This window comes from Allobosea sp. R86505 (assembly GCF_042466375.1).
GTDB lineage: Bacteria > Pseudomonadota > Alphaproteobacteria > Rhizobiales > Beijerinckiaceae > Allobosea.
In genome coordinates this window covers 2,300,965-2,314,913 of the sequence record NZ_JAXHPY010000001.1, presented here as the reverse complement: position 1 = coordinate 2,314,913, position 13,949 = coordinate 2,300,965, and the positions used below count along the sequence as shown (strand labels likewise).

At 68.5% G+C, this 13,949-nt stretch carries 11 protein-coding genes and 1 tRNA gene; 5 read left to right on the top strand and 7 right to left on the bottom strand.

What is annotated here, in order from left to right; all coding sequences use genetic code 11:
• The first annotated feature begins 3 nt into the window (after positions 1–3).
• The 3 genes from SJY11_RS11195 to SJY11_RS11185 all read left to right on the top strand — a co-directional run bounded on the left by SJY11_RS11195 (position 4) and on the right by SJY11_RS11185 (position 3,302).
• Complete coding sequence (locus tag SJY11_RS11195) at positions 4–1,842, top strand: SLC13 family permease (RefSeq protein ID WP_376986677.1); 1,839 nt, start codon at positions 4–6, stop codon at positions 1,840–1,842.
• Between the two features lie 38 nt (positions 1,843–1,880).
• Positions 1,881–2,111 carry a hypothetical protein gene (locus SJY11_RS11190; RefSeq protein WP_376986676.1) on the top strand — a complete coding sequence of 77 codons (231 nt, stop codon included), beginning with the start codon at positions 1,881–1,883 and terminating at the stop codon, positions 2,109–2,111.
• Between the two features lie 177 nt (positions 2,112–2,288).
• Positions 2,289–3,302, top strand: a complete 1,014-nt coding sequence (locus SJY11_RS11185; protein ID WP_376986675.1) for a helix-turn-helix domain-containing protein — start codon at positions 2,289–2,291, stop codon at positions 3,300–3,302.
• A 422-nt stretch (positions 3,303–3,724) separates the two neighbouring features.
• On the opposite strand, the gene SJY11_RS11180 is transcribed toward SJY11_RS11185, so the two are convergent.
• From SJY11_RS11180 to SJY11_RS11165, 4 genes are all read right to left on the bottom strand, one after another.
• Positions 3,725–3,800 (bottom strand) — tRNA-Lys (locus tag SJY11_RS11180).
• A 159-nt stretch (positions 3,801–3,959) separates the two neighbouring features.
• A complete protein-coding gene (locus SJY11_RS11175) occupies positions 3,960–5,231 on the bottom strand; it encodes a solute carrier family 23 protein (protein ID WP_376986673.1) in 1,272 nt (423 codons plus the stop codon).
• Between the two features lie 114 nt (positions 5,232–5,345).
• On the bottom strand, positions 5,346–6,686 hold the full coding sequence (locus SJY11_RS11170; RefSeq protein ID WP_376986672.1) for a methyl-accepting chemotaxis protein: 1,341 nt from the start codon (positions 6,684–6,686) through the stop codon (positions 5,346–5,348).
• A 115-nt stretch (positions 6,687–6,801) separates the two neighbouring features.
• A complete protein-coding gene (locus tag SJY11_RS11165) occupies positions 6,802–8,385 on the bottom strand; it encodes a 2-isopropylmalate synthase (protein ID WP_376986671.1) in 1,584 nt (527 codons plus the stop codon).
• Between the two features lie 390 nt (positions 8,386–8,775).
• On the opposite strand from SJY11_RS11165, the gene SJY11_RS11160 reads away from it, so the two are divergent.
• Together SJY11_RS11160 and SJY11_RS11155 are read left to right on the top strand one after the other, a co-directional pair.
• Complete coding sequence (locus tag SJY11_RS11160; protein ID WP_376986670.1) at positions 8,776–9,417, top strand: YoaK family protein; 642 nt, start codon at positions 8,776–8,778, stop codon at positions 9,415–9,417.
• A gap of 230 nt (positions 9,418–9,647) precedes the next feature.
• Entirely contained in the window at positions 9,648–9,989 is a 342-nt protein-coding gene (locus SJY11_RS11155; RefSeq protein WP_376986669.1) for a hypothetical protein, read from the top strand.
• 158 nt (positions 9,990–10,147) lie between these two features.
• On the opposite strand, the gene SJY11_RS11150 is transcribed toward SJY11_RS11155, so the two are convergent.
• Genes SJY11_RS11150 through SJY11_RS11140 form a run of 3 tightly spaced genes read right to left on the bottom strand, consistent with a single transcriptional unit; the run spans position 10,148 to position 13,946 of the window.
• Positions 10,148–12,250, bottom strand: coding sequence for a M3 family metallopeptidase (locus SJY11_RS11150; RefSeq protein WP_376986668.1), 2,103 nt, complete (start codon positions 12,248–12,250; stop codon positions 10,148–10,150).
• A gap of 44 nt (positions 12,251–12,294) precedes the next feature.
• The gene (locus tag SJY11_RS11145) at positions 12,295–13,047 is read right to left on the bottom strand and encodes an NUDIX hydrolase (RefSeq protein WP_376986667.1); all 753 of its coding nucleotides are present in this window, start codon (positions 13,045–13,047) and stop codon (positions 12,295–12,297) included.
• Positions 13,044–13,946, bottom strand: coding sequence for a PhzF family phenazine biosynthesis protein (locus SJY11_RS11140; protein WP_376986666.1), 903 nt, complete (start codon positions 13,944–13,946; stop codon positions 13,044–13,046). Before SJY11_RS11140 ends, SJY11_RS11145 begins: the two co-directional genes overlap by 4 nt.
• Between the last annotated feature and the right edge of the window lie 3 nt (positions 13,947–13,949).

The window sequence follows — 13,949 nt, the reverse complement described above, 5'->3', positions numbered from 1 at the left end:
CGCGTGAGCCCCATTGCCTACACCGCCCTGATCATCGCCGCGGCCGTCATCCTGTTTGTCACGAACAGGGTTCCGGTCGTGCTGGTGGCGATGGGCACGGCACTCTCGCTCTGGGCGACGGGCGTCCTGACCCTTCCGCAAGCGTTGGGCGGGCTCGGCGACCCGGCGGTCATCTTCATCGCCGCGCTGTTCGTGGTGTCGTCCGGCCTCGAGGTTACCGGCGTCACCGCCTGGGCCGGGCAGCTGCTGATCAAGGGTGCGGGCGAGGAAAGCCGCACCCGCCTGCTCTTGCTCACTATGGGGCTCGTCTCGCTGCTCACGGCGCTGATCAGCGTCAACGGCGCGGTGGCGGCGCTTCTGCCGGTCGTCGTCGTCATCGCGGTGCGGCTCAAGCGCAACTCCTCTCAGCTGCTGATGCCGCTGGTCTTTGCCGCCCATGCCGGCTCGATGCTCGCGTTGACCGGCACGCCGGTGAACGTCCTTGTCTCGGAAGCCGCGTCGGATGCCGGCGTCGGCGGCTTCGGCTTCTTCGAGTTCGCGCTCGCCGGCATTCCGCTGCTCGCAGGCTCGATGGCGATCATGATCCTGTTTGGCCAGAAGCTCCTGCCGGAGCGCAATGGCGCGACCATGCCGGCCGATTTCAGCCGCCATGCCAAGACGCTGGTCGAGCAATACGGGCTGGCGACCGGCATCTACCAACTGCGCGTGCGCGCGACCTGCCCCTATGTCGGGCAGCCCGCGGCCTCGATCGACCTCACCGCCTTCCCCGGCCTCCAGCTCGTCGCCATCCAGGAAGGCGACAGCGCCGGCCCCTTACGTCGCAATGCCATCGCCGAGGGCGACCATGTCCTGCTGCGCGGCGATGCCGAGGCGGCGGCCACCTTTGCCGCGACGATGCATCTGGCCTTCCGCGACGAGAGCGCGACGACCGGCGAAGGCGAGGAGACGCTGTTCAACAAGCGCTCCGGACTTGCCGAGGTGGTCATCCCGCCACGCTCGGGCCTGATCGGACAGAGCGTGTTCCCGGGCATGGTGACCGAGAGCGGCGACCTGATCATCCTCGCGGTGCAGCGCTCGGGCAACGAGATCGCTGCCGGCAACGCGACCAGCGAGGCGGGCGGCGTGGTGCTGCAGGCCGGCGACACGATGCTGCTGCAAGGCACCTGGAAGGCGCTCGACACCCATCTCGACGACCCCGACGTGCTGGTCGTCAGCTCGCCGGAGCTGGTGCGGCGCCAGGCGGTGCCGATGGGACCGGGCGCCAAGCAGGCCGTCGTCATCCTGTTCGGCATGGTTCTGCTGCTGGCCACCGGCATCGTGCCGCCGGCCGTGGCGGGCCTGCTCGCCGCCGGCGCCATCATCCTGACCGGCATCATGACGGTGGAGCAGTCCTATCGCGCGATCAGCTGGACCACCGTGATCCTGGTCGGCGCGATGATGCCGCTCTCGACGGCGATGGTCGAGACGGGCGCGGCCAAGCTGCTGGCAGAGCGGCTCGTGTTGATGGTCGGCGATGCCGGGCCGATGGCATTGCTGGCGGGCCTCTTCATCCTGACGGCGGTGATGGGGCAGCTCATCAGCAACACCGCCACCGCGCTGATCGTGATCCCGATCGGCGTCGCGGCCGCCGCCAGCATGGGCATCTCGCCCAAGCCGGTGCTGATGAGCACGGCAGTCGCGGCGGCCGGCGCCTTCCTGACCCCGATCGCCACCCCGACCAATCTCATGGTCATGGGACCCGGCGGCTACGCCTTCAGCGACTACTGGAAGCTCGGCCTGCCCCTGCTGATCTGGTTCTTCATCGTGGCGGTCTTCATCGTGCCGCTGATCTGGCGGTTCTGAGGGGCGGGCCAACCTCTCCACCTCATGCAGGGAAGGACATGACGATGTGGGTTCGAGCGATCATTCTGGCCTCCGGGCTGGGCCTTGCTGCCCTCTGCGCACCCGGGGCCGCCGCGGCACCGGTCGCCTCGTCGCCAGGCCTCACCGCCGAGAGCGGAGCCGAACCGGCCAACTGGCATCGCCGCCGCTGCTGGTGGGAGACGCGGCGCTTCCGCGACCATCGCGGCCGCTGGCAGACGCGCCGGGTCCAGGTCTGCCGTCGCTGGTGAGCGGTCACCCAAGAGCGCTGGTGACAGGCGGGCTGCCGCCCGGGTGCAGGAGCCCGCTGCCGTAGAGGTCGCCGAATACTCGCACTTCCCGAACGCTGCGTCCGCGGGACAACGTAGCGCGTGTCGCTTCCATGCCCGCCATGTTACTCTTCGGCATTGAACGTGCCGGGGGGCCTCATGATTCCAGTCCGCTTCACGACGACGGACCTGCCCATTCGGGAGCAGTTCGATGCGTGGCAGGGCTGGTTCGACGGCGTCTTCGACATCGCCCTGAACGAGGCCGAGGCCGGATTCGCCGCGAGCAGCGTGGTCTGGACGCTGGACGAATTCGGCCTCAGCCACGTCAAGGCCCCTGCCCTCACCGCGATGCGCGGCACGGCCCTGCTGCGCGCGAACCCGATCGACCATTGGGTGATCACGCTCGGCCATCGCCGGACGGTGGGATCGGGCGGCGGCGGCCTCATCCTCGACGTGCCGGGGTCGGTGCCCTATGTCGCCTCGCTCGGCCGCGAACTCGTCAGCCAGAGATCGAGCGACGAGCGGCTTCAGCTGTACCTGCCGCGCGACAGCTTTCGCGAGCTCGCGCCACTGCTCGACGCGGCACAGGCACAGGCCCTCGACACGCCGCTGGGCCGGCTCCTGGGTGACTATATCAGCCTGCTCCAGCGCAGTTTCGGCGAGCTCGAGGCGGCGGACATGCCGCGCCTGACCAATGCGGTTCGCGCCATGGTACTGGCCTGTGCCGGCCCCTCTGCGGACCGGCTCGACCTTGCCTCCAGCCAGATCAATGTGACCCGGCGCGAAAAGGTCCGGCAGTTCATCGACCGGAACCTGCGTGAGCCGCGGCTCGACGCGACGATGCTCTGCCGCGAGGTCGGGATGTCGCGCACGCAACTTTACCGCCTCTTCCAGGACGATGGCGGTGTCGCCCGCTACATCAGGCACCGGCGCCTGTTGCGCGGTTATGCCGATCTCTCCGACAGCACCAACGGCGCCAGCATCAACGCCATCGCCGATGCGCTGTGCTTCGAGGATGCATCCAGCTTCAGCCGCGCCTTCAAGCAGGAGTTCGGCCTCAACCCGCGCGATGTCCGCGCGGCCGCGGTGGCGGGGCAGTCCATTGGGGTCAGGCGTGAGACGCCCATGGGGGACTCCCCGACCACACTGAAGGAGTGCCTTCTCCGTTTCTGATCGGTTCCGCGATCGCGACCACCATCGCCGGCGCCGGTGAAGGTGGTCTGCTGCGCAGACCGTCGATTGAGGCAACTCAATATCTTCCCCGTCAAGGGACGAGGGATTGGTTTTTCAGAGCCTCCGGTGGTCGGTCGACATCCCCTGCACACCACGTGCGTTGCGGACATACTTCGCAGGCACCAGAGGACTGCCTTTGGGATTCGTGGCTGGAGATCGAGGATGTGACGCTGCGGCTTATCTAGCCGAGCTGCGATCGAAGGCCGCGGTTGGCGCGCCTGAAGACAGTTTTCGTCGGGGATTGGGGCCTACGCGCTCCGAAAAATCTGAACATCTGTGGCCCAGATGTGACCTGGGGCCAATGTGACCCAGGATCGGCAGATTATCGAACGTCGTAAGTGCCCGATCTCATTAGGAGTTCGTGGTGGGTGATGTAGGGCTCGAACCTACGACCCGCTGATTAAGAGTCAGCTGCTCTACCAACTGAGCTAATCACCCATACGCCACGAAGCGCAAGCCGTTCTGCGGCCAAGGCCGCGTCAGGCAGGCCGGCGATGTAGCAAAGCCCCCCGCCCCTGTCCACCCGTCTGCGACAGAAATATGCGAGCTCCGCAGCGCAGCCGCCGCGGGCTCTGACGAAGCGGTTAACGCCCCTGCTCAGTCAGCCTTGCGGTTCAGCAGGTGATAGAGTGCGATCGCGCCGAAGGTCGCGGTGCCGATGCCACCGAGCTCGAAGCCGAAGATCGGCAGCTTGAGATCGCCCGCGCCCAGAATCAGTGCGGTCGCGACCGTCAGCAGGTTCTTCGGCTGCGCGAAATCGACCTTGCTCTCGACCCAGATGCGCCCCGCCGTGGCCGCGATCAGGCCGAAGACCACGACCGCGAGCCCGCCGAGCACGGCCACGGGGATCGTGCCGATGACGGCGCCGAACTTCGGCGAGAAGCCCAGCACCAGCGCGATGATGCCGGCAGCCACGAAGACCAGCGTCGAATAGACCCGCGTCACCGCCATGACGCCCATGTTCTCGGCATAGGTCGTCACGCCGGTGCCGCCGCCCGAGCCCGCGATCATGGTGGCGACGCCGTCGGCCATGAAGGCGCGGCCGATCAGCGGGTCGAGATTGCGCCCGGTCATCACCGCGATGCCCTTGATGTGCCCGAGATTCTCCGCGACCAGGATGATCGCGACCGGCGCGATCAGCCCGATCGCCCGACCGTCGAACACCGGCGCGACGAAATTGGGCAGGCCGAACCAGGCGGCCGCCGCGACACGGCCGAAATCGACCGGCGGCGCGCCGAAGCTCGCGGCCGTCAGCGCATAGACGACATAAGCCATCAGCCCGCCGATCAGGATCGGCAGGCGCTGGGCCAGCCCGCGGCTGTAGACCGCCACCACCGCGACGGTGACGACGGTGAACAGCGCGATCCATTTCGTATAGGCGCTGGCCGAGATCATGTTCATGGCCACGCCGGTGAGATTGAGACCGATCGCGGCCACCACCGCTCCCGTCACCACCGGCGGCAGCAGCTTCTCGATCCAGGCCGTGCCGACCGCCTGAACCAGCAGCCCGATCGCGGCATAGAGCGCGCCGCAAGCGATGATTCCCCCCAGCGCGACGCCGATGTTTGGGTTGGGACCGGAGCCGGCATAGCCCGTAGCGGCGATCACCACGCCGATGAAGGCGAAGGAGGAGCCGAGATAGCTCGGCAGCTGGCCGCGCGTCACGATGAAGAACAGGAGCGTCGCCACGCCCGAGAAGAAGATCGCCACATTCGGGTCGAACCCCATCAGGATCGGCGCCAGCGCGGTCGCGCCGAACATGGCGACGACATGCTGCAGGCCGGCGATGACGGTCTGGCCGACCGGCATCCGCTCGTCGGGCATGACGGCGCCGGAGGTCTTCAGGGTCCAGTTCGGGAAATAGCCCATGGCGATCGTCTCCAGCTGAGCGGCTCGGCACCGCATCGCCTGAAGCGATGACAGGCAAGGATCGCGCCCGCCAAGCCGGCCCCGAGGACGCATCCACAGGATTCGCAGATGGGCTCAGCCCGCGAGCCGCTGGGCCACCGAGGCCGCAAACGCGTTGACGCTGCGCGCCAGTTCGTCGGCGACATTGCCGACCGACGTGGAGCGGGCATTCATTTCCTCCACCGAGGCGCCGACCCGCTGAACGGCACTGAAGCTCTGCGCGACGATGTCCAGCGCCGTCTCGACCTCGCCGGAGGTGCTCTGGGCATCCTGTGCCATGGCCTCGGTGACGGCGAACTGCTCACCGAGCGCCCTCGCAATCGCGGAGGCGACGTCGGCCATGCCCGTGACGGAACCATCGATCCGGGCGATCGAGCCGACGCAGCGCTGCGTCGCCTCGCGGATCGCGTCGATGCGCGCCGCGATCGTGCCGGTGGCGCTCGTGGTCTGGGCCGAGAGGTCCTTGACCTCGCTGGCGACGATGGCGAAGCCGCGCCCGGCCTCGCCTGCGCGGGCGGCCTCGATCGTGGCGTTGAGGGCGAGCAGATTGGTCTGCGCCGCGATGTCGGAGATCAGGTTGACGACCGACCCGATCTCGCCGACGAGCCCGGCCAGGCTTTCGATGGTCTGCCGCGCCTCTGCGGCGGCTGTGACGGCCTGCTGCGCGATGTCGGCGCCCTCGCGCGTGCTGCGGTCGATCTCGCCGATCGATTGCCGGAGCTGTTCGGTCGCGACCACGGTCTGCAGGACGGCCTCGCGCACGCGCCCGAGACTCTCGCGGCTCTCCGTCATGCTGAGGCCGGCGCTGCGCGAGACATGGGCGCTGTCGGCCGCGACCTTGCTGAGCGTGCCCGACGCTTGCGTCGCGGCCTCGGACACCTCGCCGACCCGACTGCGAAAGCCCTCGGTCAGGGTCTCGATCTCGGCCCCGCGGCAGACCGCCTGAGCCTCCTGCTTCAGGTAGACGACCTCCATCGCGCAGACGAAATCCACCATCAGGAGTTCGACGACCCTCCTGCAATCATCGGCGGCGGCGCGCCCCGAAAAGCGGCGCCGCCGGCCGATCTCGGGGAAGGCTGCGCGCACGGCTGCCAGGATCATCACGGCATGGGCGCGGGCCCCGAACGGCGTACTGGCCTCGGCCGTCACGGCCTCGCCGAGAGACCTAAGATAGGCATCATCGAATACGGCATCGAATACAGCGGCGCCATGCGCCGCCAGGGCCGGCTCGAGCACATGCCGATACCGCACGGCGGCATCGCTCATGCGGTGATGCTGAGCCAGCCGGTCGAAATGCAGCCCGACGCCCGGCGCCAGCCTCGGCTTGACCACGGGACTGAGGCTGCGCATCAGCCGCAGCGTCGCCTCGTCGATTCCCATCACCGGGAAGCGCGACTGGGGCGACCCTGACCGCAACGCAGCTGCCGGATCCGGCGGTTTGTCGTCGGTCGAACTCATGGCCGCGACGGTAGGCCAGTATGGTTAACGTATCGTCAGCGACACGCACCGCCGCCACGGCCGTGCCAGCGTCTCACCCCGCCGCGGCCTGGGCATGCAGGCGCGAGCCCTTGGCCATCAGCTTGTTGAGCGCGACGAGATAGGCCTTGGCGGAGGAGACCAGCGTGTCGGGATCGGCGCCGCGGCCGGTCACCGACGAGCCATCATGGGTCAGCCGGACGGTCACCTCGGCCTGCGCGTCGGTGCCCTGCGTGACGGCATGGACGTCGTAGAGTTCCAGCGTCGCCTCATGCGGCACGATGGCCTTGATCGCATTGAAGATCGCGTCGACCGGCCCGTTCCCCTCGACCTCCTCGGTGACGAAGCGGCCCTCGACGTCGAGCTTCATCGTCGCGCGCTGCGGCCCGCGCGTGCCGGCCATCACCGTCAGCGAGACCAGCTTCACCCGGTCATGGGCGGAGGCGAGGTTCTCGTCGACCAGCGCCTCGATATCCTCGTCATAGACGTGCTTCTTGCGGTCGGCGAGCGCCTTGAAGCGGGTGAAGGCGTCCTCCATCTGGTTCTCGCCCAGATCGTAGCCCATGTCCTTGAGCTTCGAGCGGAAGGCGGCGCGGCCGGAATGCTTGCCCATCACCAGCGAGGTCTTGGTCACCCCGACCGAGGCCGGGGTCATGATCTCGTAGGTGGTCTGGTTCTTCAGCATGCCGTCCTGGTGGATGCCGCTCTCATGGGCGAAGGCGTTCCGCCCGACGATCGCCTTGTTGTACTGCACCGGGAAGGCGCAGGCGCTGGAGACGGCGCGCGACGCCTTCATCAGCAGCGTCGAGTCGATGCCGGTGTCATAGGGCAGCACATCGCCGCGCACGCGCAGCGCCATCACCAGCTCTTCCAGCGCGGCATTGCCGGCGCGCTCGCCGATGCCGTTGATCGTGCATTCGACCTGGCGCGCACCGCCCTCGATGCCGGCGATCGAGTTGGCGACAGCCAGCCCCAGATCATTGTGGCAATGCACCGAGAAGATCGCCTTGTCGGCATTGGGCACGCGCTCGCGCACCTGGCGGAACATCGCGCGGTATTCGTCCGGCGTGGCGTAGCCGACCGTGTCGGGCAGGTTGATCGTGGTGGCGCCGGCACGGATCGCGGCCTCGGTGGCGCGGCAGAGATAGTCGATCGGGGTGCGGGTGGCGTCCATCGCCGACCACTCGACATCCTCGACCAGGTTGCGCGCCTGGGCGACGGTCTTCGTGATGATCTCCAGCACCTCCTCCTGCGACTTGCGCATCTGGTGCTCGAGATGGATCGGCGAGGTCGAGACGAAGGTGTGGATGCGCGGCTTGCCCGCATGGCGCACCGCCTCGCCGGCCCGCGCGATGTCGCCGGAGATGGCGCGGGCCAAGCCTGCGATGGTCGAGCGCTTGCTGCGCCGCGCGATCTCGGAGACCGCCTCGAAATCACCGTCGGAGGCGATCGGGAAGCCGGCCTCGATGATGTCGACGCCCATCGCGTCCAGCATCTCGGCGACCTCGAGCTTTTCCTCGAAGGTCATGGTGGCGCCGGGGCACTGCTCGCCGTCGCGCAGCGTGGTGTCGAAGATCAGCACGCGGTCTTTGGTGGAAGCTGGCGTCGAAGAGCCGTTGCCGTTGGTCGTTTCGGTCATGGTCGTGGTCCTGAAAGAGCTGGCGCCGCTCTCGTCGGATGCAGGCGCCTCAGATCGGGAAGGTCGTTCTCGTCACTCCCCTGAGCGCCCAGGCATGCATGCCCGGCCGGCCCTCAGGGGCGGCTAAGGAGAAGAAGCAGGCCGAGGCAGGAGACGGGACGCGCGCGCAGGCCTGCGATCCGCGCAGCGGCGCGGCCGGAAGGCGAAGCGGGGGCGAACGTCTGGACCAAGCGGAATCCTCGAAGACCGTGGAACGATGTAGCCGAAAACGGGAGCCGCGCGCAAGCATATGTCGCCGGCGCCGGCGAGATTGGGAGCCCGGCACGGGTGCCCCTATCATCAGGACCGGGCGCGTGGGCCGGCGAGTCGGCGCGGCGGGGGATGCGGGCGATGATGACCTATAACCGCTGGGCGATCGGCCTGGCCTTCTGCCTGTCGGGGCTCGCCGGCTATATCGACACGATCGGCTTCATCAGCCTCGGCGGCTTCTTCGTCTCCTTCATGAGCGGCAACACCACGAGGCTCGGCATCGAGCTTGCCGGGCTGCACACAGGCGGCATCGCCACGGCCGCGCTGATCCTCGTCCTCTTCGTCCTCGGCGTGATCTGCGGCTCGGTCGCCGGCCATTTCGGCGGCCGGCGGCGCAAGTCGGCCGTGCTCTGGGTGGTGGCGCTGGCGCTCGCCGTCGCCGCGAGCCTCGACCAGATCGGCCTCAGCTTCGCCGGCGCCGCCATGCTCGCCTTCGCCATGGGCGCGGAGAACGGCGTCTTCCAGCGCGACGGCGAGGTCACCATCGCGCTGACCTACATGACCGGGACGCTGGTGAAGATGGGCCAGCGCCTGGCGGGCGCCCTGCTCGGCGGACCGAAACTCGCCTGGGTCCGCCATTTCGTGCTCTGGATCGGCCTGCTGACCGGCTGCATCAACGGCGCCATCGCGCATTACCTCGTCGGCCAAGGCGCGGTCTGGCTGGCCGCGCTGGCAGCTGCGATCTTCGCGGTCGCCCTGCCCTTCCTGCCGCTGGACGATTGAGCGCACCGCAGGGCCTCAGCTCAGCCCTCATCCTGAGGAGCCGCGAACGCGGCGTCTCGAAGGATGCTCCAGAGGATGCCGGAGCCTCATGGACCATCCTTCGAGACGCGATCTTCTGGATCGCTCCTCAGGATGAGGGCTGTGGGGACCGATAGCCGACGCCGAGCCCACCGCTTTGCCCGCCCGCGGGAATCGGTCATTCTCGCGCTCACCCGATGCCGGAGCCCGCCATGCGCGCCTTTGTTCTGCCCCTCGCCGCCCTCGCCTTCGGTCTCGCCGCCTGCCAGACGCCCGCGCCGAGCACGCCACCGGCCCCCTCGCCCGAGCAGGCGGCCACTGGCGTCACGCCCAACACCTTCCGCATGCCCACGGGCACGGGCTGCTCCGGCGAGGTCGAGCGCTTCCAGGCTGTGATGGACAACGATCTTGCCACCGGCCACACCACCAAGGGCGTGCATACGCGAGTGTCGGCCGAGATTTCGACGGCCCGCTCAACCTGCGCCGCCGGCAACGAGGGCGGCGCGATCAGCCAGATCCGCGCGACGAAGGCGCGGTTCGGCTATCCTGGATAACAGGTTCGCTGCAGAACCTCCGCGTCATCCCGGACAAGCCGCGAAGCGGCGCCGCTCCGGGATCCATCGGAGAGTGGGACATCGCCCTATGATGGATCCCGGGACGACCTGCGGTCGCCCGGGATGACGGCGCGTGTCCTCGCGCGGCCGGAGAGGCCCTACGCCGCCAGCCCCCGCTTCTCCAGCAGCGCATCCGGCGTCGGCAGCCTGCCGCGGAACAGCCTGTAGGCCTCCGCCGCGTCGCGCGTGTCGCCGGCGGAATAGATGTAGCGCTTCAGCTTGCCCGCCAGCTCCGGAGAAAACACGTCGCCGGTCTCCAGGAAGGCGTTGAAGGCGTCGGCGTCCATCACCTCCGACCAGAGATAGCTGTAATAGCCGGCCGAATAGCCGTCGCCCGAGAAGACATGGGTGAAATGCGGCGTGCGGTGGCGCATCACCATGCCCTCGGGCATGCCGAGCCTTGCAAGCTCGGCCTTCTCGAAGGCCAGCGCATCGATCTCGCCGGGATTCTCCAGCGAATGGAAGGCGAGGTCGACCAGCGCGGATGAGGTGTATTCCACCGTGGCGCAGCCCTGGTTGAAGGTCTGGGCGCGCTTGATCGTCTCGATCAGCGCCTCGGGAATCGGCTCAGCCGTTTCGGCGTGCAGGCAATAGCTCTGCATCACCTCCTTGGTCAGGAACCAGTGCTCGTAGAGCTGCGAGGGCAGTTCGACGAAATCGCGCGACACCGAAGTGCCGGCCAGGGACCCGTAGGTGACATCCGACAGCAGCCCGTGCAGCGCATGGCCGAATTCGTGGAAGAGCGTGCGCGCATCGTCGATCGAGAGCAGCGCGGGCTTGCCCTCCGCCGGCTTGGCGAAGTTGCAGACATTGACGATGATCGGGCGAACCTCGCCGCCGAGCCGGCGCTGGCCGCGGAAGGCGCTCATCCAGGCGCCCGAGCGCTTCGAGGCGCGCGCGAAATAGTCGCCGATGAACAGGCCGATATGCCGGCCGGTCGCGCTCTCCGTCACCTCCCAGATCCGGACATCGGGGTGATAACCCGCCAGATCGGCTCGCGCCGCGAAGGACAGGCCGAACAGCCGGCCGGCGACGTCGAAGGCGGCCGCGATGATCCGGTCGAGCTGGAGATAGGGCTTCAGCACGGCTTCATCGAGCGCATAGGTCTGCTGGCGCACCTTCTCGGAATAGTAACGCCAGTCGGAGGGGCGGATCGCGCCGTTTTCGCCTTCCGCCTGCGCCAGCGCGGCGAGATCGGCGGCCTCCTGCGCCGCGCGCGCCTTGGCCGGCGTCCAGACCAGCTCGAGCAGCTCGCGGACATTCTCCGGCGTCTTGGCCATGGTGTCGTCGAGCTTGAAATGCGCGAAGGTGGCATAGCCGAGGAGCTTCGCCTTTTCGGCCCGCAGCTTGACCATCTCGGCCACGATCGCGCGATTGTCGCTGTCATTGCCGTTCTCGCCGCGCCTGCCCCAGGCGGCGAAGGCCTGCTCGCGCAGGTCACGCCGCGTCGAGAAGGTCAGGAAGGGTTCGATCACCGAGCGCGACAGCGTCACCGCATGCTGGCCGGGATAGCCGCGATCCGCCGCCGACCGCGCCATCGCGGCGAGCAGGAAGGGCGGCAGGCCGTCGAGCCCCGCCTCGTCTTCGATCATCAGGGCGTAGGAGGATTCGTCCTTCAGCACGTTCTGGCTGAACTGGGTGCCCAAGCCCGCCAGCCGCTCATTGATCGCCGCCAGCCGCGCCTTGTCCTCAGGCCCGAGCTGCGCGCCCGAGCGGATGAAGCCGCGATGCGTGCGCTCCAGCAGCCGCATCTGTTCGGAATCGAGGCCGAGCGTCTCGCGCTTCTTGAACACCTCATCGACCCGCGCGAACAGCGCGGGGTCCATCATGATCGCCGACCAGTGCCGCGAGGTCAGCGGCGAGAGCGCGCGCTCGATCGCCTGCAGCGCCTCGTTCGTGTCGGCCCCCGCCAGATTGTAGAACACGCCGCCGACGCGAGAGAGGGCGCGGCCGGCGCGCTCCAGCGCCTCGATCGTGTTGGCGAAGTCCGGCGCCGCCGGATCGGCCACGATTGCGGCCATCTCGTCCTTGTGCTTGGCGAGCGCCGCCTCGAAGGCCGGCTGGATATGCTCGGGCCTGATCGCCGTGAAGGGCGGCAGGCCGAAGGGCGTGTCCCAGCGCGCGGCGAAGGGGTTGTCGGCCGGGAGCGGCAGCGCCTCGGGCACAGAGGCTTCGGACGAAACGGAGGCGGGCGCGGTCATGGCATCGCTTTCGGCTGACGGAGGCGGAGGGATCGGAGGCCCGATCAGTCCTGCGCGAAGATATGGCTGAGATAGGGCTTCATGAAGAGCGCCATCTTGTGGCGGTCGCAATCAGCGGCGTTGCGCAGGATCACGATGTCGTCGAGTTCCTGCTCCGCAAGGCGTTCCATCCGCGACAGCATCAGCGCGCGCGCCGCCTCGGCCGGCAGGTCGATGGTGAGCGGGCGCATGAAAGCGACGCGGCCGGGCGAGAACACGGCATGCCAGCCCTCCCCGACCCGCACCTCGGCCTCCGTCAGCCCAGTCTCCTCGGCCAGTTCGCGCAGCACGCTGCCAGCGAGATCGACGGTACCGTCGGCGCGCACATCGCTGCAATCCGGCGTGCCGGCAGCGAAATAAACCATGCCGCCATTGGCGGTGTGCCCCCCCATCCGCCCGCAGAGGAAGGCGCCGTCGGCGGCCCGCAGTGCGCCCATGGCGAAGCCGTTGCGCAGCGCCGGCCCCGGATGGCCGGCATCGCGCCAGGTCATGAAGGAGGCATAATCGGTCTCGAAATAGCGCGCCTGGAACACGTCGTTAATGATCGCCGCGCGGTGCTGCAGCAGGATTCGGCCGTTGAACATGGCGGGCTTGTCGGCGCTGATCCTGGCCCAATGCGCCGCGATCTGCGCCTCGTTCTCGCGGGCGAAGGCCCAGTCATAGGGCTCGATCCGGGCTTCGATCCGGTCCAGCGCGGCGATGTGCCCGTCCGGAAAGCGTTCGATGTCGTTGGTCTCCAGACTCGCGGCGTCGGTCACAGCAGCACGCCCTCGCTGATGACGACGGCCGAGCCACCAATCCGCGCAGAGACCAGCGCGCCACCCGCCACCGTCAGCTCCAGCGTGATCTGCGAGGGCCGGCCCATCTCGTAGCCCTGCTCGATGACGAAGCGGTGCTCGCCATCCCCGGGCTTGTCGAAGGCCATGATGGCGCCCGCGAAGGCCGCCGAAGCGCCGCCCGTCGCCGGATCCTCGACGATGCCCGCCCCCGGCCAGAACATGCGGGCGTGATAATGATGCCCCGCCGCCACCGTCTCCCGACAATAGACCAAGGCGTTCGGATGGGCGGCGGGCGTCATCACGGCGTCCCAGCGTCCGAGATCGAGCGCGATCGCGCCGATCGCGGCGAGATCGGCCACCGGCACCATGGTGAAGGGCACGCCGGCGGAGAACACGGCCGGGCGGTGGCCGGGCAGGCCGATGCGGGCGGGCTCGAGCCCGAGCACCGCGGCGATCTCGGCGGCGGCGGGCGCGGCCTCGCCCTCCTGCGGCAGGCGCGGCAGGGTGAAGGTCGCCTGCCCCGCGCGCTCTCCACTCACCGAGACGGCGCAGGGCACGCGGCCGATCGGCTCCTCCAGCACCAGGATGTCGGCGCCGCGGCCCTCGGCCTTGTCGCGCAGCGCCAGCAGCACGGCGGTGCCGACGGTCGGGTGCCCGGCGAAGGGCAGTTCACGGCCTGGCGTGAAGATGCGCAGAGCGGCGCGGTGTCCGGCCTCCGCGGGCGGCTGCACGAACACCGTCTCCGACAGGTTGAACTCACGCGCGATCGCCTGCATCGCCGCCGTGTCGAGCCCGTCCGCGTCGAGCACCACCGCCAGCGGGTTGCCGGCATGGGGCGTAGCGGTGAAGACGTCGAGCGTGACGAAGCGGCGGGCCATGGC

What these genes read in the sequence shown, in the direction of transcription:
- SJY11_RS11175 (WP_376986673.1), bottom strand. Translation starts at nt 5,231, where the DNA reads ATGGGCTATTTCCCGAACTGGACCCTGAAGACCTCCGGCGCCGTCATG.
- SJY11_RS11185 (WP_376986675.1), top strand. Translation starts at nt 2,289, where the DNA reads ATGATTCCAGTCCGCTTCACGACGACGGACCTGCCCATTCGGGAGCAG.
- SJY11_RS11160 (WP_376986670.1), top strand. Translation starts at nt 8,776, where the DNA reads ATGATGACCTATAACCGCTGGGCGATCGGCCTGGCCTTCTGCCTGTCG.
- SJY11_RS11150 (WP_376986668.1), bottom strand. Translation starts at nt 12,250, where the DNA reads ATGACCGCGCCCGCCTCCGTTTCGTCCGAAGCCTCTGTGCCCGAGGCG.
- SJY11_RS11190 (WP_376986676.1), top strand. Translation starts at nt 1,881, where the DNA reads ATGACGATGTGGGTTCGAGCGATCATTCTGGCCTCCGGGCTGGGCCTT.
- SJY11_RS11140 (WP_376986666.1), bottom strand. Translation starts at nt 13,946, where the DNA reads ATGGCCCGCCGCTTCGTCACGCTCGACGTCTTCACCGCTACGCCCCAT.
- SJY11_RS11155 (WP_376986669.1), top strand. Translation starts at nt 9,648, where the DNA reads ATGCGCGCCTTTGTTCTGCCCCTCGCCGCCCTCGCCTTCGGTCTCGCC.
- SJY11_RS11165 (WP_376986671.1), bottom strand. Translation starts at nt 8,385, where the DNA reads ATGACCGAAACGACCAACGGCAACGGCTCTTCGACGCCAGCTTCCACC.